Source organism: Pseudomonas sp. GD03862 (assembly GCF_029840855.1).
GTDB classification, from domain to species: Bacteria; Pseudomonadota; Gammaproteobacteria; order Pseudomonadales; family Pseudomonadaceae; genus Aquipseudomonas; species Aquipseudomonas alloputida.
In genome coordinates this window covers 171,759-188,196 of sequence record NZ_JAOCDI010000001.1, presented here as the reverse complement: position 1 = coordinate 188,196, position 16,438 = coordinate 171,759, and the positions used below count along the sequence as shown (strand labels likewise).

Genomic DNA, 16,438 nt, shown 5'->3' with positions numbered 1-16,438 from the left:
CGGTAATCAGTAGCCGCGCGCCGTGTCGACCAGGTTGGCCAGGGGCGCCTGCTCGCGGTAGCGGTGGAAGTTGGTGATGAAGGCATCGAGAAAGGCCGGGTAACCGTCCTCGGAAATGGCCGAGGTGTGCGGTGACAGGAACACCCGTGGGTGTTGGTACAACGGGTGGCCTGCCGGCAGTGGCTCGGGTTCGGTGACATCCAGGCTGGCCCGGCCGATCAAGCCGCTGTCCAGGGCGTCGAGCAGGGCCTGTTGGTCGAGCAAGCCGCCGCGGGCAATGTTGATCAGGTGCAGGCCGGGGCGGGCATAGGCCAGGACCTGGCGGTCGATCAGGCCACGGGTGGCCGCAGTGAGCGGGGCGGCCAGCACCAGATGGTCGCTGCCGGCGAACAGCTGTCGCAGGTCGGCCACAGGTTCTACGCCAGGGATGTCTGCGATGCCCTGGCCGGGGCGGCTCAGGGCCAGAACCCGAAGCCCCAGGGCCACGGCCTTGCGCGCCAGGCTCTGGCCGATACTGCCGAAGCCGAGGATGCCCAGGGTGCGACCACGCAACGGGGCCAGCGGGGTCAGGCGCCAGTCGGCGTCCTTGACCCATAGACCGGGCAGTTGCTTGGCGGCGGCGAACACCAAAGCCAGGGCAAACTCAGCCACTTGTTCGGCGTTGGCGCCTTTGCCGCTGGTTACCGTTGCCCCTTGGAACACCCAGTCGGGGTAGAAGTCGATGCCCGAAGACACCAGTTGCACCCACTTCAGGCCCCAGGGCCACCCGGGTGGCGGGGTGCCTACGCGTCGCCCACGCACATTGATCGGGCGCAGGATTAACACATCGGCGGGGGCTTCGACAGCCAGCTGGTCGGGTGCGATATCAATGACTTCATGGCCTGGCAAGTGTTCGCGCAGGTGCTGGTTGGCCTGGTCGTCGAGCTGGCTGGCGATGATCGAGTGGTTCATGCCTGTACCTCCGTCAGCGCGGCACGGCCGACCTGGCCGAACACCACATCGTCCTGTGGGGTGTGGATCCGGCTGCAAAGTACATCGCGGTAGTGGCGCTCCAGCGGGTTGCGCCGCGACAGCCCGGGATTGCCGGCGGCCTCGATGGCCAGTTCCACGGCCTGGATGGCGTTGGCGCTGACCAGATGCTTGAGCTGCCCGGCATGCTGGGGTGAGATGTGCCCGGCGGCGGCACCGTCGAGCAGGCTCTGGTTGGCGAACAGCAGGGTGTCGATGCGGCCCAGTACATGCTGGAAGCGTGGCAGGCTGGCCAGCGGCGCCCCCAGGTTGGAAGGTGTGCGCTGCTTGAGAAAGCCCGCCAGCCAGTCGCGCGCGGCGCGGGCCACGCCGTCGTATACAGCCGGCAGTAACACCGCCATCCACAGTAGGCTCTCGCCGTCGAGTTCGGCCTTCGGGGCACTGGCGGGGCTGACGCTGACGGCGTGGTCGAGGGGAATCAGCACATCGTCGAAGCGCACTTCGTGGCTGCAAGTGGCGCGCATGCCCAAGTGGTCCCAGTCATCGATGATCGTGATGCCAGGCGTGTCGCGGTGCACAAGGAAGCCGCCGACCAACGGGTCGGTGTCGTCGCTGCGGCCCCACACCAGGTACCAAGTCAGGCCGTGGCTGCCGGTGGAGTAGATCTTTCGCCCGTTCAAGCGCCAGCCTTCGGCCGTGCGTCGCGCCACGGTGGCGGGCAGGCCACCACGGGCCGGGGTGCCCAGTTCAGGTTCGACGCGCAGGGCGTTGATCAGCGCGCCGTGCCGCACGGCATCGTAAGCCACGCGCTGGCGCAGGGGCTGGGGCCAGCGCGCTTCGTCCTGCAGGCGAAAATGCTGCAGGTATTGCATCACCAGGATCAGCGCGGTGGCCGGGTCACCCTTGCCGACCGCGCCGATCACCCGGCGGGCGCTGGCAAGGTCCGCGCCGCCTCCGCCGAAGGCACGGGGTACGGTGAGGGCGAGCAACCCGTGGCGGTGCAGCAAGTGGAAGTTGTCTTGGGGGAACTGGGCGCTGCGGTCGTAGCGCTCGGCGTTTGCCGCGAGGGCCAGCGTCAGCTCGGCGAGAGCGCTGTCGGACGGTTGACTCATGAGGCTCATCCCTGAATGACGGTGCGTTTCCTAAGACCGTATTCGTATGGATGAAGGCTGTAAAAGGCTTTTTAGTTCTATGCTAATTATCAGTTTTAATAATTTAGTCTTTTGTTTGTTATGCGTAATTTGCATTTATTGCTTGGGCTGCGTTGCAGCCCTTTCGCCACGCAAGGCGCCACAGGCCAGTGAGCTCAACCCAACAACCGATGTCCCGCGACCTCACCAAAAAGCTCCACCGGCTCCTGTAAATTACCCAGGTAGCGCGGATGGAACAGCCACAGATCCACCTGCGGCTTGAAATCGCTGATATTCAGTACATCCAGCGCACTGCGGTGCCGGCTGGACTGCAGCAGCGGCTCGGGAACCAGTCCCAGGCCCTGGCCGTTGGCGACCAGCCCCAGTTGCAACTCGGTGCCGAAGGTTTCGAGGTTGATCGACAGGCTCAGCCCTTGCTCACTCAGTGCCCGTTGCAGCCCGGCGCGGAAGCCACAGCCATCCGGGTTCAGCACCCAGCCGCGGGTGTAGCAGTCCTTGAGCTTGTAGCTGCGCTTGCCGGCGCTGCCCTTGGCCGTGACCACCCTCAGCGGCATGCGCGCGATCGACTGGCTGGCGATCCCTTCGGGGAAAATCTTGCCAGGCGGGAACAGGGCCGCGGCAGCGTCCAGTTCACCGTTTTCCATACGCGCGATCAGGCTGCTGCCCCAGCCGCTGGTGACCTGGGTGCGCAGTTGGGGGTAGGCCTCACGGATCTGTGCCAGGGCGTCGAGCAGCACAACGTCGCCCAATGTCTGCGGCACACCCAGGCGCAAGGTGCCCGACGGCGCGCCGTCGTTGGCTACCAGTTCACGCAGCGAGTCTATCTCGCGCAGGATCGCCTTGCACTGCTCATAGACCCGCAAGCCCATGGGGGTGGGCTTGAGCGGCTTGGTGTTGCGGTCGAGGAGGGTGGCGCCGAGGTCTTCCTCGAAATTCTGCACCCGGCGGGTGATGGCCGGCTGCGTCAGTTGCAGGGCCTCGGCGGCAAGGTTGGTGGACTGGCAACGAATGACGGCGACGAAGGCGTCCATATCATCGATTTTCATAATCGGCGCTCTCTGGGTCGAACGGGAAAAAATCAGGCATCAGCATCATCGCACTGGAGGGTAGTGCCATCGGGACGATTCTAGAAGATAAAAACGCATATTAGGTTATTCCTAAAATCAATTTAATTTATTTAAAAGATCTCGCTAGAGTCGCTTGACCCGGGCCGCACGATGCTGCCCGCCAAGACACCGAGGAGCATCATGTCCATCCGAACGAAGCTGCTGACCGTTGCCGTTGCCCTGCTGCTGGCCGGTCATGCCGGCGCCAGCGAGCGCCTGACCCTGCGCATCGGCGACCAGAAGGGTAACATGCGCGCCCAGCTGGAGGCCGCCGACGCCCTGCGCGACCTGCCCTACGACATCCGCTGGGCCGAGTTCCCTGCCGCCGCGCCGCTGGCCGAGGCGCTCAACGCTGGGGCGATCGATGCCGGCATCATCGGCGATGCGCCACTGCTGTTCGTGCTGGCCTCCGGAGCACCGGTCAAGGCCATCGCAGTGGACAAGTCCGACCCTTATGGCACGGCGTTGCTGGTGCGGCCGGAGGCGCCGCTGCGCAGTGCGGCCGAACTCAAGGGCAAGCGCATCGCGACCGGGCGAGGGTCGATCGGGCACCACCTGGCGCTCAAGGCGCTGGCCCAGGCAGGGCTGACCGAGAAGGATGTGGAGTTCCGTTTCCTTGGGCCGGTGGATGCCAAGATCGCCCTTGCCAACGGCTCGGTGGATGCCTGGTCGACCTGGGAGCCTTACACAGCGCTGGCCGAGTTGAGTGGGCAAGGCCGTGTGTTGGTCAACGGTCGTGGCCTGTCCACCGGCAACAGTTTCCTTGCCGCCACCGACAAGGCGTTGGAGGAGCCTGGGCGTCGTGCAGCGCTGCAGGACTATCTCAACCGCCTGGCCGCAGCACAGGTGTGGGCCAACCAACACCTGGATACCTACTCGAAAACCTTGGCCGCGATCATTGGCTTCCCGGTAGAGGCGGCCCGCCTGCAATTCGAGCGTCGGCAGCTGCGCTGGCAGGTGATCGACACGCAAACCGTGACCGAGCAGCAGGACACCGCCGACTTCTACCACACCCACGGTCTGATGACCGAGCGCCTCGATGTGGCCCCGACCTTTGCCACCGGCTTCACCCTTCCCGTCGCCGCCAAGCTTGCAGCGCAACCCTGATCCCGGAGACGTATTCATGACCTTTAAACCCCTGCGCCAGCTGGGCCTGGCGCTGCTCGCCAGCGCCTTGCTGCCAAGCCTTGCCAGCGCCGAGCAGACCCTGCGCATCGGCTACCAGAAATCCTCGACCCTGCTGACCCTGCTGAAGGCCAGGGGCACTCTCGAACAGCGCCTGCAGGCCGAGGGCATTCGCGTGACCTGGCACGAGTTCCCCAGTGGTCTGCCGCTGCTGGAGGCCCTGAACCTTGGCAATGTCGACCTCTCGGCGGACGTTGCCGACACCGTGCCGGTGTTCACTCAGGCGGCAGGCGCCAAGTTGACCTATTTCGCCCGGGAAGCACCTTCGCCGACCGCCCAGGCGATCCTGGTGCCGGCGGATTCACCGCTCAAGACCCTGGCCGACCTCAAAGACAAGCGTGTGGCGGTGACCAAAGCCGCTGGCAGCCACTATCTGTTGATCCGGGCCCTGGCCAAGGCTGGGCTGACCTTCAAGGACATCACGCCGGCGTACCTGATCCCCGCCGACGGCCGCGCTGCCTTCGGGAACCACAAGGTCGATGCCTGGGTGACCTGGGACCCTTACGTGGCCAGCGCCCAGCGTCAGCAGAACGCGCGGATTCTGGCCGACGGCAGCGAACTGGCCAGTTACCAGCGCTATTACCTCGCCGGCAGCGACTATGCCAAGGCGCATCCTGAGGTATTGCAGCAGGTGTACCTGGCATTGCGTGAAGCCGGTGCCTGGACCAAGGCCAACCCCGAGGCCGCTGCCCGGATCCTTGGCCCGCTGTGGGGTAATCTGGACAGCGCCACGGTGCAGCAGGCCAACGCCCGGCGCAGTTACGATGTGCAGCCGGTGAAGCTGGACAACCTGACCGAGCAGCAACGAATTGCCGACGCGTTCTATCGCGAGGGGTTGTTACCCAAGGCGGTGGATACCAGCGCGGTGGACGTGTATCAGCCGCCTAGCAACTAAAATCTGGGTGCTCACATGCGATAAGCGGTTTTCTGATCTGCATCAAATGCCGATGCGGGTGTGGGCGGATTATCGACTGCATCGCACCCGGCCTTTCTGAAGCGCAATGGGGTGTTCCGCCTGGCCCTGTTCGAAACGCCCATGCAGGAAGTGAGCGGCCTGAGGGCGCTGCCCCCCCTGCAGATGAGCAGCGTTGCCTCGCGCAGTTCGACCTGTTGCCCGAGGAGGGGCGTGCAGTCACGGCTTGAAGCAACCAACGGCCCCCATCGGAAACCGCAGTGACAGGCGCCCGTAGCGGCGCGGGAGGTGTTCATGTCCCATGACCTTGCGTTGCCAACCTTGTTTGCCGACCGTACCCAGGCAGGACGATGCCTGATCGAGCCACTGGCCCGCTACGCTGGCAGGCCCGACGTGATCGTGCTCGCACTGCCGCGTGGTGGCGTTCCGGTGGCCTACGAAGTCGCGACCGCCCTCAACGTCCGCCTGGACCTGCTGGTGGTGCGTAAGCTCGGCATGCCGTTTCACCCCGAGTTCGCCATGGGGGCGATAGCCAGCGGCGGAGTCACTTTCCTCAATGACGACACGCTACGGGCCTATCCGGTAGAACCCGCGTTGTTCGACGCCGTGGTTGCCAGGGAAACCGAGGAGCTGGCCCGGCGCGAACGGGGCTACCGGGGAGGGCGGCCACCCCTGCAACTCAAGGATCAGGTGGTGATTCTCATCGATGACGGCCTGGCGACCGGCGCCACGATGCGGGCGGCTATTCAGGCCGCGCGAGCCCAATCACCGGCGCGGATCGTGGTCGCCGTCCCGGTCGCACCGCCAGAAACGCTCGAAGCGCTGTACGGTGAAGTGGATGAGCTGGTATGCCCGCTGGTGCCTGAGCGGATGGTTTCGGTTGGCTATTGGTATCAGGACTTCCCGCAGACATCAGACGAGGAAGTGATGACGCTCATGGGGCAGGCCGATCAGCAAGCGCTTTGCCGGAGGGCGCCCCATGACTGAGCACAGGGTTGAAGTTCGCACACAGACGATGAAGCTGGCAGGCGTCGAACTCGTGGCGGACGTGCGTGAGCCGGCCAACGCCTGCGCTTTGGTCATCTTTGCCCATGGCAGCGGCAGCGGACGTCTGAGCGCCCGCAATCAATACGTAGCAGACGCTCTCGCGGCACGTGGCCTGGGGTCACTACTCTTCGACCTGCTGACCGAGGCTGAGCAACGACTGGATAACGAGACCGGAGAATTGCGCTTTGACATTGCCTTGCTGGCCAAGCGCTTGATCGATGTTGTCGATTGGGTTGCAAACGATGCGCAACTGCGCAAGTTGCGCATCGGCTTGTTCGGTGCAAGCACGGGGGCCGCTGCGGCCCTGTGGGCGGCTGCGCAGCGTCCCGAACGGGTGGCGGCGGTGGTGAGCAGAGGCGGCAGAACAGACCTGGCTGGGCCGATGCTGGACCGTGTGCAGGCGCCAACCTTGCACATCGTAGGTAGCCAGGACGCCCTGGTCCTTGAGCTCAATCGTCAGGTGGACCGCTTGCTGAGCTGTGAGCGGCATCTTGAAGTGGTGCCAGGCGCGACGCATCTTTTCGAAGAGCCTGGCACCTTGGCGAAGGCCGCGGCGCTCGCCGGTGACTGGTTCGTGAAGTACCTGCAGCGCATATCCGTCTGATGGGGCTTGGCCGAGGCTCATACACCAAATGGATAGGTTTCGTCCTCTGGCTCAAGATGCTGTTGTTTCGGCAAGGGCAGGGCAGTCACCGGCCGGGTCTGCTCGAACCAGAGCAGCGCATCGAACTGCTCGGCCAGCACCGCCTCGAAGTAATGGCTCAGCCGTTCACTCTCTGGGCGATAGATGACACCGATGGCGCGTTCGAGTAGCACCGTGGACAACACATGGCGCAGCTCCTTGCGCCGTGGGTCGCGCCAGTCGCTCAGGCAGGCAGGCACGCCTGCGAGGCGGAACTGATGCTCCCAGCTGTCGCTGCGCGAAGGTCGGATTTCCTTGATCTGCATGTCGCCGTCCCAGTCATCGGCGGCGGCCACCTGGCCGCGGTCGGTGGCCATGCCGATCAACACCGCGTCGTGCCCGAAAGCGCTGCGGCAAAGCTGGCCGATGTTGAACTGGCCTTTCCAGCCCATTTCCGTGGCTGCGGCATTGCCGATATGGGAGTTGTGAGCCCAGACCACCGCCTTGGCGTGGGGGCCACGGTGTTCCAGCAGCGCGCGCAAGGTATCGAACATGTGCCGGTCGCGCAGGTTCCAGGACGCCGTCGAACCTCGGTAAATGGCGCGGTAGTAGTGCTCTGCGGCGATGATTACACGGGCATTCTGCGTGGCGTTGAAAAAAGCTTCATCATTGCGGACAAGCCCTGACAATTGCTCGGCGAGCATGGCATTCAGTTGCTGGATCACCGGTTGCTCGCATGGCATGACGCCACTGTGCTCGACAAAGTGCCCGTACAGCGCGGGGTCGTCCTGCCAAGGCGTCAGGCAACCGTAGCGGCGACGGGCTTCATGGGCCAGATGCGGATCGACCCGGTCCAGATAGGCCAGGACTTCATGGATGGAATTGCGCAGGCTGTAGACATCCAGGCCGCGGAATTCCACGCGGTGGTCGGTGGGCAGCAGGCGGTTGTGCCCGTGCAGCCATTGGGCGAAGGCTTTGACTTCGCTATTGCGCCACATCCAGGTTGGAAAACGGCTGAAAATATGGCGTTTCCACGCCGAGTGCGCCAAGCCTCGGACGTACTGATCGACATGCCCGGCATCCGGCCAGTCGGCCTCGACGGCGACGATGTTGAATCCATGCTGTTCGATCAGGCGCCGGGTGATCGCCGCGCGGGCGCGATAGAATTCGCTGCTGCCGTGGCTTGCCTCGCCCAGCAGGATGACGCGCGCGTCAGCGTAGCGATCGAACAGCGCTGCGAATGCCGGCGTATCCAGGTTCGGCAAAGGTTCGGCGTACTGATGAAGCACCGGGGCAATATCGGCAGTGTCGACCTGATACTGCTTGCCGTAGAGTTTTTCCATCAATTTCTTCGAAGGGCCGTTCATGGGGAGCCTCCCGTAATCGGGCCGCCGCGCATTGACCCGTCAGTGCGACGGCCCAGGGTTCAGATCAGGGAGAGCCGGTGGATGACCTGGCTGGGATCATCCGGGTCAGCGGCGGTGGTGAACCCCGCCGCTTTGGCCAGCTCGCGCATCGCTTGGTTGGCTGCTGCGTCGACCGAATACATCTGCCGCAAGCCCTTGGCTCGGGCATGGTCGATCAGGTGCTTGAGCAGCAGGCGACCCAAGCCATGATGCTGCCAGCTGTCCATGACGGTAACGGCACATTCGCACTCGTCCTTGCCGCTGGCGGTGGCGTAGCGGGAAATGCCCACTTCCTGCAATTCGCCATCCACGTGGGCGAGGGCGACGTAGGCCGCCTGGCGATCCTGATCGACCTTCATCAGTTGGTCGAGCATGGCCTCACCGGGCTCCCTGAGCTGGCACAGGAAGCGGAAATGCCGCGATTCGGGCGACAGCCGTTCGATGAAGGCTTTTTCGCGTTCTCGGTCCTGGGCTTGCAAGGGCCTGATCAATACGTGAACGCCGTTTTCAAGGGCTTCGATCCAGTATTCACCCGAAGGTTTTGGGAACGAAGGCGTTTTATGCTCACGGGAAGTCTCGGCGGGCGCCATGGCAATGTCCTCTGTGTCGAATGAACAAGGAAGTTCAGTTTCGGCAGCGGGCCTTGCCCTGACTTGACAGTTGTCAATTGCTTCCCACATGACCTGTCAAACCGATAGTAAAAAGCGGGTATTGCCGGGGGTAGCGTCCGACCCTTGGTCGGACAGACCGCTAACGTTTAGTGGAGCCGCTAACTTCAATAGATACCCGCCTGCAAAAAAGCAGAGGCATCGGCATGTCAGGCCCTGCGGAAATGGGAGCAAAGCTCCAGGTCAAGTGCCTTGCGTGCTCGTTGAGCCGGCTTTGCCTGGCAGCCAGCCTCAGTGCCGACGAAGTGGCCAAGCTGGAGCGAATTGTCCGCCGTAACCGGCCGTTGAAGCGGGGTGAGTACCTGTTCAAGGCCAATGAACCCATGGAGCACGTGTATGCCTTGCGCCCCGGGGCGATCAAGAATTTTCTGCTCGATGCCGAGGGCACCGAGCGGGTGACCGGCTTTCTCCTGCCGGGGGAAATGCTCGGGCTGGACGCTATTGGTGCCAGTCATTACCGAAGCTTTGCCGTTGCCCTGGAAGTCTCGCTGGTCTGCGCCATCAGGCTGGACCAGCTGGTGGACCTGTCCGGCCAGATTTCGGGGCTGCGCTATCAGTTGCTGCACATGCTCAGCCTGGGGATCCAGGGCAAGGACGAGCACCTGCGCTGCTGCCATGGGCGTGCCGAACAGCGGTTGGCGATCTTCCTGCTGGGCATGTCCGCGCGTTACCAGGCGCGAGGCTTGCGGGCGGATGTGTTCAACCTGCCCATGTCCCGTGGTGATATCGCCAACTACCTGGACCTTACGCTGGAAACGGTCAGCCGACTGTTCAGCCGCTTCGTCCATGCAGGTCTCGTGCTGTGCGCCGGGCGTGAGGTCAGGCTCATCGACATGCAAGGCCTGGTCAACCTGATCCGCCTGGAGGAGCCCACTTGAGCGCGGCAAGCACCCGGTCATAGCGTTGCACAGGCCAGCTTCCGGCGGAGTGCCCCACCCAGATCGGGCGTGACACATGATCTGTGCGTATCCAGATACGCTGCGCGGCTACGCCAGTTTGCCAGCACAACCGTGCCACTTGGCGCGCCACCTGTGGCGGCGCGCAACAGTACACCGTGTCCGGGCGGAAAGTTGTCAGCAAGTGCCTGGTTTGCCACCAACCACTGCTGTAGTCACGCGGCATTGGCGACAGTGCCGACAGCCAGGTTCGACAATCGTCAGGCAGCAGTTCGGCCGCAATGCCGTCATGTGACAGCTGCAATTCTACCCCAGGCAGCCAGCAGCGAATCTCATCCAGCGCACCCAGCAAGGGCAGCAGGCCATCGGCGCGACTGATGGCCAGCAACCTTGTACTTTGCAGGGGCAACGGCCAAGCGCTGCCAAGCGGCCCGGAATAGTCGAACAGTTCCCCCGCCCGTCCCAAGGGCTGCGCACTCTGGGTGCTGACGATAAATTGCCCGGCCACGCCAGGCAGGGTCACGTAACTGCATGGCCAGCACTCGGTTCGACCGCTGAGCACGCAGTACTGGCCAGCCATTGCCTCGCTGCATGGCTGGCTGCAAAGGGCCAGGCGCACGAATTGCTGGATGCCCAGGCCGGGCAATGTCTGGAGCAAGCGGACGCTGGCACCCTCCCGGTCCATGACTGCCTCGCACGGTAATGATGACTTGCTGTAATCAGCCTAGACCGTCGCCAATCCGGCACTTTGACCAGGATCAAACCAGCGGGCGGCAGGGACTTCACCTTGTTGATAAAGATCAAATGGGGTGCTGCCCCACGGCGCATGATCGAGGCGTCTCCCTGGGAGGCAATACTCATTCACTCATTCGCGGAGGACTCCATGTCAGACGTTGCCAAGAAAGTGCCTGTTACCCCCGTCGCCAGCCAGCCAACCGAAGGTTCGCCGCCCAGCGTAGAACCTTCAGAGCTGTGGCGGCCCTTCCAGCAATTGCGCCGTCAGATCGACAGCCTGTTCGAGGATTTTGGACGGCGGCCGATGCGCATGCCGTTCAGCCACACACCGTTCGATGTCGAACCGTTCTGGCGGCGTGACCTGTTCACCCACGGCATGCCGGCCATGGACATCAGCGAGCTGGCCGAGGAATACCGCATCAGCGCCGAGTTGCCTGGCGTGGATGCCAAGGATATCGAGATCAAGCTCGTCAATGGCAACCTGTTGATCCGGGGCGAGAAAAAGGAGGAAGTGGACGAAAAACGCAAGGAATATCACCTGTCCGAGCGCCATTACGGCAGCTTCGAACGGGTTTTCCAGCTGCCCCGTGGGGTCGACGCCGAGAAAATCGACGCCCAGTTCGACAAGGGCGTGCTGCTGGTGCACCTGCCCAAGCGTGCCGAAGCCATCCATCCGGAAAAGGTGATTCCGATCAAGAGCGGTAAATGATCACCCACCCTCACTGCATCGAGGAGCAAGGAGGCTCCGCCCGTGGAGGTAGAACATGATGTCCATTGGCAAATACTGCAACCGGGACGTGGTCACCGCACCACCCGGTATCTCCATCTATGCCGCGGCGCGCATGATGAATCAGTACCATGTCGGCGATCTTGTGCTGGCCGAACATGTCGACGGCGAGCGTTGTCGGCCCATCGGCCTGATCACCGATCGCGACCTGGCGTTGCGGATCATTGCGCGCAACCCACCGGATCAGGAGGACCTGCAGGCGGTCGATGTACTGCCCCGGCCTCTGATCACCGCGAACCAGAACGAGGACCTGTTCGATGTCATCCTCAATATGCGGCGCGCCAATATTCGTCGGCACATCGCTCGCACAGGCAAGCACCACCTCGGGCATCTCGTCATCATGGCAGGCCCAGCCCCAGCGCCCGATACCTGATTGGCAATGCAGGCTCCAGACGTGCGTGTGAGGGTGGTGAATGTCGTTGACCTCTTGGCGCTGCAACAGTCGCAACAGCATCCCCAATTGATAAAGGTCAAACCCGGTGAAAAGGCCGCTCGCGGTTGACAAATGTCAGGCTGCAGCGCACGCCGCCAGCGATACTCAGCGTGTCCTGGCATGCAAGAGGGTACGGACATGCGACGTTATGTGCTTTGCGGGTGGGCAAGCCTGTTGCTGGTTACCGCGTCAGGCTGCACGGCGTGGCGCGCCGAGGAATACGATGCGCGCCTGGAGTCGGCGGAGAACAACGCCGCCACCGCAAGGTTGCGCGCCGATCAAGTGTGTTACCGCATCGATCTGGTCGAGCAGACCGCCAACGAGGCCCTAAGGCGGGCAACCCAGGCTCAGGACGAGGTGCGGCAACTGCGCCAACAGGCCAGACATTGAGCCACGCTGCAGGCGTTCGCACGCTTGATAAAAACCAAGCGCCAAGGGCGGCATGAACTGGATGCTGGCAGCAGCAGTCAATCACTGCCCGACGAAAGCCCCCTCTCGATGCAACCCGAGCGACCTGAGTGATCAGGCCGGCCCACCGTTGGAGGCAATCATGAGCCACTATCAACGCCTGTTGCTGATCATGCGCCCGATGCTGCACCAGGCGGTCGCCCTGGAGCAGGCCGTTGCACTGGCCCGATCCGCATCGGCCAGCCTGCACATCGTCGCCTTGCTCGAAGCACTGGACAAACTCTGGCTACTGGAGTCCGGTAAGCACCAAACGGAGCGGGAGGCTTACCGGCGCGCTCAGCAGCAACAGCTGGAAACCCAGGCGAACGCGCTGCGTGCCTCCGGCGTGCAGGTGACGACCGAGGTGGCGTGGAGCAATGACCTGCAGGATGACATCCTGGAGCACGTCATGGAGATGCAACCGGACCTGCTGCTCAAGCAGGTCGAGCATGAGCCCGCGCTCAAGCGCGCCTTCTTCACCCCGCTTGACTGGCAACTGTTGCGCCACTGCCCGGTCCCGGTCTACCTGCTCGGGGCCAACCGGCCGACGTTGCCGCGCCAGGTCGTGGCGGCGGTGGACGTGGCCGACACCTCGGAAGAGGGGCAAGCCCGAAATGACAGCATCGTCCAGCAGGCCAGTGCCTTGGCCTTGCAGACAGGGGCGCAACTGGACCTGCTGCACGCCTGCGATCTGTCGATGGCCTACATGGGCGACATGGGCTATGCCGCCTGGGCCATCGGTGACATTGCCGAGCCCATGCGCCAAGCGCTGGAAGATGATTTCAGGAAACTGGCCGAACGCTTCGGCGCACCACCGGAACGCTGCCACTTCGTGCTCGGCCGCCCGGTCCCGGTGCTCAGCGAATACGTCGAATCACAGCCGGTGGACGTACTGGTCATGGGGCGACCAATTGCACGGGGGTTGGACCGTCTGTTCGGCAGTACCACCGAGCATGTGTTGTACCAGGTGCCTTGCAATATTCTGGTGGTGTAGGGCTGTGCGGCTGGCGACGACCGCAAGAACGACGAACGGCTGGCGACGTGTAATCAGTGGCTCAGCACCACCCGGTGCAAGGTAGCGCCTGGAGGCCTTGATTTTCAATCCTGACGAGAAGGCCCCGCACCTGGCCGTTGAATCAGGCGGTATCGCCTGTTCGGCCGTGGCGCACCACCTCCACGCAGAATTGCCCCTCGTAGGGGGGCACATGGCATTCGACGATATCCTGCGCCGCGACCTGCAGATGAATGCCGACGATATCGGCATGCACCGGTTGGCGGCAGACGTGGCGGTCGACGAGCACCGCGCTGATGAGGTGGCGCGCACCCAGTTCGGCGAGGTAGGCGCAGGTGCGTAGCAGAGAGTGCCCTTCGTAGAGCACGTCATCGACCACCAGCAAGGTGGTTCCGGCAAGGTCGAGCTTGGCGAGTTCCGGGTTTTCGGTGAGTTGAGTATGCGCATGCAAGAGGCTCAGGTCGTCTGCATAGCGCTTGACCTTGATCGGGTAGAGCGGCAATGGCGCAGCACCGTTCAGTGCTTGCAGGTGCAGTTGCAGGCGCTGCGCCAGCGGCTCACCACGCCGCTGAATGCCTACCAGCGCGACTTCAGACGTAGGCAAGCAGGCCATGGCCTGGCGGGCCATCGAGCGCAGCACACAGTCCAGATCGTCTTCGTCATACAGGCGAACCCTCGATGGAGCGGGGCGATTCATGGTGTTTTTCCTTTATTGGATATCACTCTGTTCGGGAGCCTACCCGGGCACCTTGAGGTGGGCATGATAAAAGCCAAGTGATCGAATCGAAAACAAGCCCGTTTTGTGCATCACATGCGATAAGCCGTGATTATTTCATCTGAGGAAATGTTTGCAGGAGGGGTTTGCTATCGCCATAATTGGTACGTAATTACATGTTACATAACACAGTACAAAATCGTAGGAGCAAGCATGGCCCGTGGCGGTATCAATAAGGTGGTAGTGCAGCAGGCGCGTCAGGCACTGATCGCCCGGGGTGAGAACCCCAGCATCGATGCCATACGTATCGAGTTGGGCAACACCGGCTCCAAAACCACGATTCACCGCTACCTGAAGGAACTGAACGGCCAGCAGCCGGTGGCGTCCGAAGGCGGGGTGGCGCTGAGCGATGTGCTGAGCCGCCTGGTCGGGCAACTGGCAACGCAGCTGCAGGACGAGGCCGACCTGAAGATCGAGCAGGCCGAGAGCACGTTCACTCAACAGCGCGAGCAGCTTGAGGCGCAGCTGGAAATTGCCCGGAAGGCACTGGCCGCAGCGCATCAGCAACACAAGATCGATGCAGCGGCATTGGCCGCGGAAACCGAAAAACTGCTGTCCACGCAAAGCACGTTGCAGGCCGAACAGCTGCGCAGTGCCAGCCTCAACCAGTCGCTGGGTGAGTTGCAGGTGCGCCTGGCTGACAAGGACGAGCAGGTCAAGTCGCTGGAGGACAAGCACCGCCATGCCCGCGACGCCTTGGAGCACTACCGCAATGCCAGCCGTGAACAGCGCGAGCAGGAACAGCGCCGCCACGAAGCGCAGTTGCAGCAGATGCAGGTGGAATTACGTCAGTTGCAGCAGGGCATGATCGTCAAGCAGGACGAACTTACCCGTTTGCACCGTGACAATGAGCGCCTGCTGGGAGAGCATCGTCAGGCGGCCAGCGAATGCCGGGCGCAGGATGAGTTGCTGGAACAACGCGATGCGCAGATCCAGGGCCTGCGCACCATCCTGGCCCAGGCACAAGGCGCCAGCGAAGAGATGCGTCGGCAGCTGGATGTGCAAGCCCAGAGCCTTGAAGCCAGGCGCGACGTGTGCGCCGAGCAGGCGCGGCAGTTGCAGTGGCTTGAGGAGCAGTTGAAGGCGCGTGATGAGGCGCTGGCGCAGTGTCGGGCGCAATTGGCCTCGGTTGCAGATTAATCAAACTTTTCCTGGCGGGTGGTTTCTTCCTTAGACACTCACCGGAGACAACGCCATGCCTGGATCTCAACCGCCACACAAAGAGGGGCCTCACTCGGCCGAGCAGGCCGATAAAAAGGCAGACCTTGGTTTCGACCCCGACTCCCCGGATGCCGAAGACCCTCAAGTCGACCCGCAGGGGCCGGCCAAGCCGCCTAGAGACATTGAGAAAAAGGAGTAAACCACGGCCTTGATTACTGGTCTCGTCGCCGGCAAGCCATGTGCGATCCCTTGGGAACCAGCATGCCGGCGACGGTCACCACAGACGACTGTCAGCCTTCAGCGCGCCTGGCGGCCTCTACGCCCGCCGCCGACAGCTTGATCGGGTAGTGCACGCTGATCTGGTGATCACTGCTTACCGCCACGCTACCGTCGTGAATCAAACCGGCTTCCTGCAACGTCTTGAGCATGCCGGCCACCGCCTTTTCACCGCGGTAGTTGTCCAGCACTTCCTTGCCTAGGCCTTCGGGGTGGGCATGCAGCAGGCGGGTAAGTACTTCGGTCTTCAATGCATCGTTACTCATGTGCGGCCTCACTTGCCGTGCTTGGACTGAAGGGCTTTGGCCTGTTCCAGGTGCTGTTCGAGTTTGGGCAGCGTTTCGCTGGCAAAGGCCTTCAGCTCGGCCTTGTCGGACGATGCGGCCTCTTTCTTGAACAGCTCCACCGCTTTTTCGTGAGCGTCGACCTGGTTGTTGAGGTACGACTTGTCGAAGGACTCATCGCGCCACTCCAGGATCACTTTCTTGATCTTGTCGGTCATCGCGGCCTCATCCGGAACCGAAATGTCCAGTTTGCGGGCAATGTCGCCGAGTTTCTGGTTGGCCTGGGTGTGGTCGGTGACCATTTGCTGGGCGAATGACTTGATCTCGGCGTTCTGGCTTTTCTCCTGAGCCAGCTTGCCGGTCACCACTTCGGCAATGCCGGCCTCGGTGGCTGCATCGACGAAATCATCGGAAGTCGCGGCCATTGCGTGCACCGATGCCAGGCCCAACACCATGGAAAAACCAACGCGTCTGATGAAGAGACTATTCATGCTTCACTCCTTTAAACCGTGGCGCGACCTCAATGTCGCGTACGGTTGAGGGTGAAGGCGGGGCAAAGGTTTAA

Annotated in this window: 20 protein-coding genes; 11 read left to right on the top strand and 9 right to left on the bottom strand. The window is 62.7% G+C overall.

Translation table 11 applies throughout. The annotated features are described in order from the left end of the window. Positions 1 to 6: 6 nt before the first annotated feature. The 3 genes from N5D53_RS00925 to N5D53_RS00915 form a co-directional block, all read right to left on the bottom strand. Positions 7 to 951, bottom strand: a complete 945-nt coding sequence (locus N5D53_RS00925; protein WP_104961681.1) for a D-isomer specific 2-hydroxyacid dehydrogenase family protein — start codon at positions 949 to 951, stop codon at positions 7 to 9. Then, positions 948 to 2,081: an acyl-CoA dehydrogenase family protein gene (locus N5D53_RS00920; RefSeq protein ID WP_104961680.1), complete on the bottom strand. Its 1,134-nt coding sequence runs from the start codon at positions 2,079 to 2,081 to the stop codon at positions 948 to 950. Before N5D53_RS00920 ends, N5D53_RS00925 begins: the two co-directional genes overlap by 4 nt. A gap of 194 nt (positions 2,082 to 2,275) precedes the next feature. Next, the gene (locus N5D53_RS00915) at positions 2,276 to 3,166 is read right to left on the bottom strand and encodes a LysR family transcriptional regulator (protein WP_020190852.1); all 891 of its coding nucleotides are present in this window, start codon (positions 3,164 to 3,166) and stop codon (positions 2,276 to 2,278) included. 201 nt (positions 3,167 to 3,367) lie between these two features. On the opposite strand from N5D53_RS00915, the gene N5D53_RS00910 reads away from it, so the two are divergent. The 4 genes from N5D53_RS00910 (at position 3,368) to N5D53_RS00895 (ending at position 6,975) form a co-directional block, all read left to right on the top strand. Continuing rightward, positions 3,368 to 4,333, top strand: coding sequence for an ABC transporter substrate-binding protein (locus tag N5D53_RS00910; protein WP_121161652.1), 966 nt, complete (start codon positions 3,368 to 3,370; stop codon positions 4,331 to 4,333). Positions 4,334 to 4,349: 16 nt separating this feature from the next. Beyond that, entirely contained in the window at positions 4,350 to 5,306 is a 957-nt protein-coding gene (locus N5D53_RS00905) for an aliphatic sulfonate ABC transporter substrate-binding protein (RefSeq protein ID WP_190869240.1), read from the top strand. 312 nt (positions 5,307 to 5,618) lie between these two features. Next, entirely contained in the window at positions 5,619 to 6,311 is a 693-nt protein-coding gene (locus N5D53_RS00900) for a phosphoribosyltransferase (protein ID WP_190869239.1), read from the top strand. Next, positions 6,304 to 6,975 carry an alpha/beta hydrolase gene (locus N5D53_RS00895; RefSeq protein ID WP_020190848.1) on the top strand — a complete coding sequence of 224 codons (672 nt, stop codon included), beginning with the start codon at positions 6,304 to 6,306 and terminating at the stop codon, positions 6,973 to 6,975. The genes N5D53_RS00900 and N5D53_RS00895 overlap by 8 nt, the downstream gene beginning before the upstream one ends. Before the next feature lie 17 nt (positions 6,976 to 6,992). Here N5D53_RS00895 and N5D53_RS00890 read toward each other — a convergent pair whose 3' ends face one another. Then, the gene (locus tag N5D53_RS00890; RefSeq protein WP_190869238.1) at positions 6,993 to 8,360 is read right to left on the bottom strand and encodes an erythromycin esterase family protein; all 1,368 of its coding nucleotides are present in this window, start codon (positions 8,358 to 8,360) and stop codon (positions 6,993 to 6,995) included. A 59-nt stretch (positions 8,361 to 8,419) separates the two neighbouring features. Further along, positions 8,420 to 8,989 carry a GNAT family N-acetyltransferase gene (locus tag N5D53_RS00885; RefSeq protein ID WP_121161644.1) on the bottom strand — a complete coding sequence of 190 codons (570 nt, stop codon included), beginning with the start codon at positions 8,987 to 8,989 and terminating at the stop codon, positions 8,420 to 8,422. A 224-nt stretch (positions 8,990 to 9,213) separates the two neighbouring features. Between N5D53_RS00885 and fnrB the strand changes: the two genes are divergently transcribed. After that, positions 9,214 to 9,945: a Crp/Fnr family transcriptional regulator FnrB gene (gene fnrB / locus N5D53_RS00880; RefSeq protein WP_190869237.1), complete on the top strand. Its 732-nt coding sequence runs from the start codon at positions 9,214 to 9,216 to the stop codon at positions 9,943 to 9,945. Here fnrB and N5D53_RS00875 read toward each other — a convergent pair. Further along, positions 9,914 to 10,648: a hypothetical protein gene (locus N5D53_RS00875; protein ID WP_104961673.1), complete on the bottom strand. Its 735-nt coding sequence runs from the start codon at positions 10,646 to 10,648 to the stop codon at positions 9,914 to 9,916. The two genes, fnrB and N5D53_RS00875, sit on opposite strands and share 32 nt — an antisense overlap. A gap of 198 nt (positions 10,649 to 10,846) precedes the next feature. Between N5D53_RS00875 and N5D53_RS00870 the strand changes: the two genes are divergently transcribed. From N5D53_RS00870 to N5D53_RS00855, 4 genes are all read left to right on the top strand, one after another. After that, positions 10,847 to 11,407: an Hsp20/alpha crystallin family protein gene (locus N5D53_RS00870; protein ID WP_049587895.1), complete on the top strand. Its 561-nt coding sequence runs from the start codon at positions 10,847 to 10,849 to the stop codon at positions 11,405 to 11,407. A gap of 58 nt (positions 11,408 to 11,465) precedes the next feature. Then, positions 11,466 to 11,858, top strand: a complete 393-nt coding sequence (locus tag N5D53_RS00865; RefSeq protein ID WP_279839208.1) for a CBS domain-containing protein — start codon at positions 11,466 to 11,468, stop codon at positions 11,856 to 11,858. 198 nt (positions 11,859 to 12,056) lie between these two features. Continuing rightward, a complete protein-coding gene (locus N5D53_RS00860) occupies positions 12,057 to 12,308 on the top strand; it encodes a hypothetical protein (protein WP_010954120.1) in 252 nt (83 codons plus the stop codon). A 160-nt stretch (positions 12,309 to 12,468) separates the two neighbouring features. Beyond that, a complete protein-coding gene (locus tag N5D53_RS00855; protein WP_121161636.1) occupies positions 12,469 to 13,359 on the top strand; it encodes a universal stress protein in 891 nt (296 codons plus the stop codon). A 142-nt stretch (positions 13,360 to 13,501) separates the two neighbouring features. Here the strand turns inward: N5D53_RS00855 and N5D53_RS00850 are convergent, their stop codons facing one another. Further along, positions 13,502 to 14,074, bottom strand: a complete 573-nt coding sequence (locus tag N5D53_RS00850; protein ID WP_279839203.1) for a phosphoribosyltransferase family protein — start codon at positions 14,072 to 14,074, stop codon at positions 13,502 to 13,504. Between the two features lie 231 nt (positions 14,075 to 14,305). Between N5D53_RS00850 and N5D53_RS00845 the strand changes: the two genes are divergently transcribed. Together N5D53_RS00845 and N5D53_RS00840 are read left to right on the top strand one after the other, a co-directional pair. Continuing rightward, complete coding sequence (locus N5D53_RS00845) at positions 14,306 to 15,292, top strand: DNA-binding protein (protein WP_279839201.1); 987 nt, start codon at positions 14,306 to 14,308, stop codon at positions 15,290 to 15,292. Between the two features lie 55 nt (positions 15,293 to 15,347). Then, a complete protein-coding gene (locus N5D53_RS00840) occupies positions 15,348 to 15,512 on the top strand; it encodes a DUF6021 family protein (RefSeq protein ID WP_010954124.1) in 165 nt (54 codons plus the stop codon). A gap of 91 nt (positions 15,513 to 15,603) precedes the next feature. Here the strand turns inward: N5D53_RS00840 and N5D53_RS00835 are convergent, their stop codons facing one another. Together N5D53_RS00835 and N5D53_RS00830 are read right to left on the bottom strand one after the other, a co-directional pair. Further along, on the bottom strand, positions 15,604 to 15,855 hold the full coding sequence (locus tag N5D53_RS00835; protein WP_004374436.1) for a hypothetical protein: 252 nt from the start codon (positions 15,853 to 15,855) through the stop codon (positions 15,604 to 15,606). A gap of 8 nt (positions 15,856 to 15,863) precedes the next feature. Further along, on the bottom strand, positions 15,864 to 16,364 hold the full coding sequence (locus tag N5D53_RS00830) for a DUF4142 domain-containing protein (protein WP_010954125.1): 501 nt from the start codon (positions 16,362 to 16,364) through the stop codon (positions 15,864 to 15,866). Positions 16,365 to 16,438 lie beyond the last annotated feature (74 nt).

Coding starts and splice junctions, on each gene's coding strand:
- N5D53_RS00925 (WP_104961681.1), bottom strand. CDS start 951: ATGAACCACTCGATCATCGCCAGCCAGCTCGACGACCAGGCCAACCAG.
- N5D53_RS00920 (WP_104961680.1), bottom strand. CDS start 2,081: ATGAGTCAACCGTCCGACAGCGCTCTCGCCGAGCTGACGCTGGCCCTC.
- N5D53_RS00915 (WP_020190852.1), bottom strand. CDS start 3,166: ATGAAAATCGATGATATGGACGCCTTCGTCGCCGTCATTCGTTGCCAG.
- N5D53_RS00910 (WP_121161652.1), top strand. CDS start 3,368: ATGTCCATCCGAACGAAGCTGCTGACCGTTGCCGTTGCCCTGCTGCTG.
- N5D53_RS00905 (WP_190869240.1), top strand. CDS start 4,350: ATGACCTTTAAACCCCTGCGCCAGCTGGGCCTGGCGCTGCTCGCCAGC.
- N5D53_RS00900 (WP_190869239.1), top strand. CDS start 5,619: ATGTCCCATGACCTTGCGTTGCCAACCTTGTTTGCCGACCGTACCCAG.
- N5D53_RS00895 (WP_020190848.1), top strand. CDS start 6,304: ATGACTGAGCACAGGGTTGAAGTTCGCACACAGACGATGAAGCTGGCA.
- N5D53_RS00890 (WP_190869238.1), bottom strand. CDS start 8,360: ATGAACGGCCCTTCGAAGAAATTGATGGAAAAACTCTACGGCAAGCAG.
- N5D53_RS00885 (WP_121161644.1), bottom strand. CDS start 8,989: ATGGCGCCCGCCGAGACTTCCCGTGAGCATAAAACGCCTTCGTTCCCA.
- fnrB (WP_190869237.1), top strand. CDS start 9,214: ATGTCAGGCCCTGCGGAAATGGGAGCAAAGCTCCAGGTCAAGTGCCTT.
- N5D53_RS00875 (WP_104961673.1), bottom strand. CDS start 10,648: ATGGACCGGGAGGGTGCCAGCGTCCGCTTGCTCCAGACATTGCCCGGC.
- N5D53_RS00870 (WP_049587895.1), top strand. CDS start 10,847: ATGTCAGACGTTGCCAAGAAAGTGCCTGTTACCCCCGTCGCCAGCCAG.
- N5D53_RS00865 (WP_279839208.1), top strand. CDS start 11,466: ATGTCCATTGGCAAATACTGCAACCGGGACGTGGTCACCGCACCACCC.
- N5D53_RS00860 (WP_010954120.1), top strand. CDS start 12,057: ATGCGACGTTATGTGCTTTGCGGGTGGGCAAGCCTGTTGCTGGTTACC.
- N5D53_RS00855 (WP_121161636.1), top strand. CDS start 12,469: ATGAGCCACTATCAACGCCTGTTGCTGATCATGCGCCCGATGCTGCAC.
- N5D53_RS00850 (WP_279839203.1), bottom strand. CDS start 14,074: ATGAATCGCCCCGCTCCATCGAGGGTTCGCCTGTATGACGAAGACGAT.
- N5D53_RS00845 (WP_279839201.1), top strand. CDS start 14,306: ATGGCCCGTGGCGGTATCAATAAGGTGGTAGTGCAGCAGGCGCGTCAG.
- N5D53_RS00840 (WP_010954124.1), top strand. CDS start 15,348: ATGCCTGGATCTCAACCGCCACACAAAGAGGGGCCTCACTCGGCCGAG.
- N5D53_RS00835 (WP_004374436.1), bottom strand. CDS start 15,855: ATGAGTAACGATGCATTGAAGACCGAAGTACTTACCCGCCTGCTGCAT.
- N5D53_RS00830 (WP_010954125.1), bottom strand. CDS start 16,364: ATGAATAGTCTCTTCATCAGACGCGTTGGTTTTTCCATGGTGTTGGGC.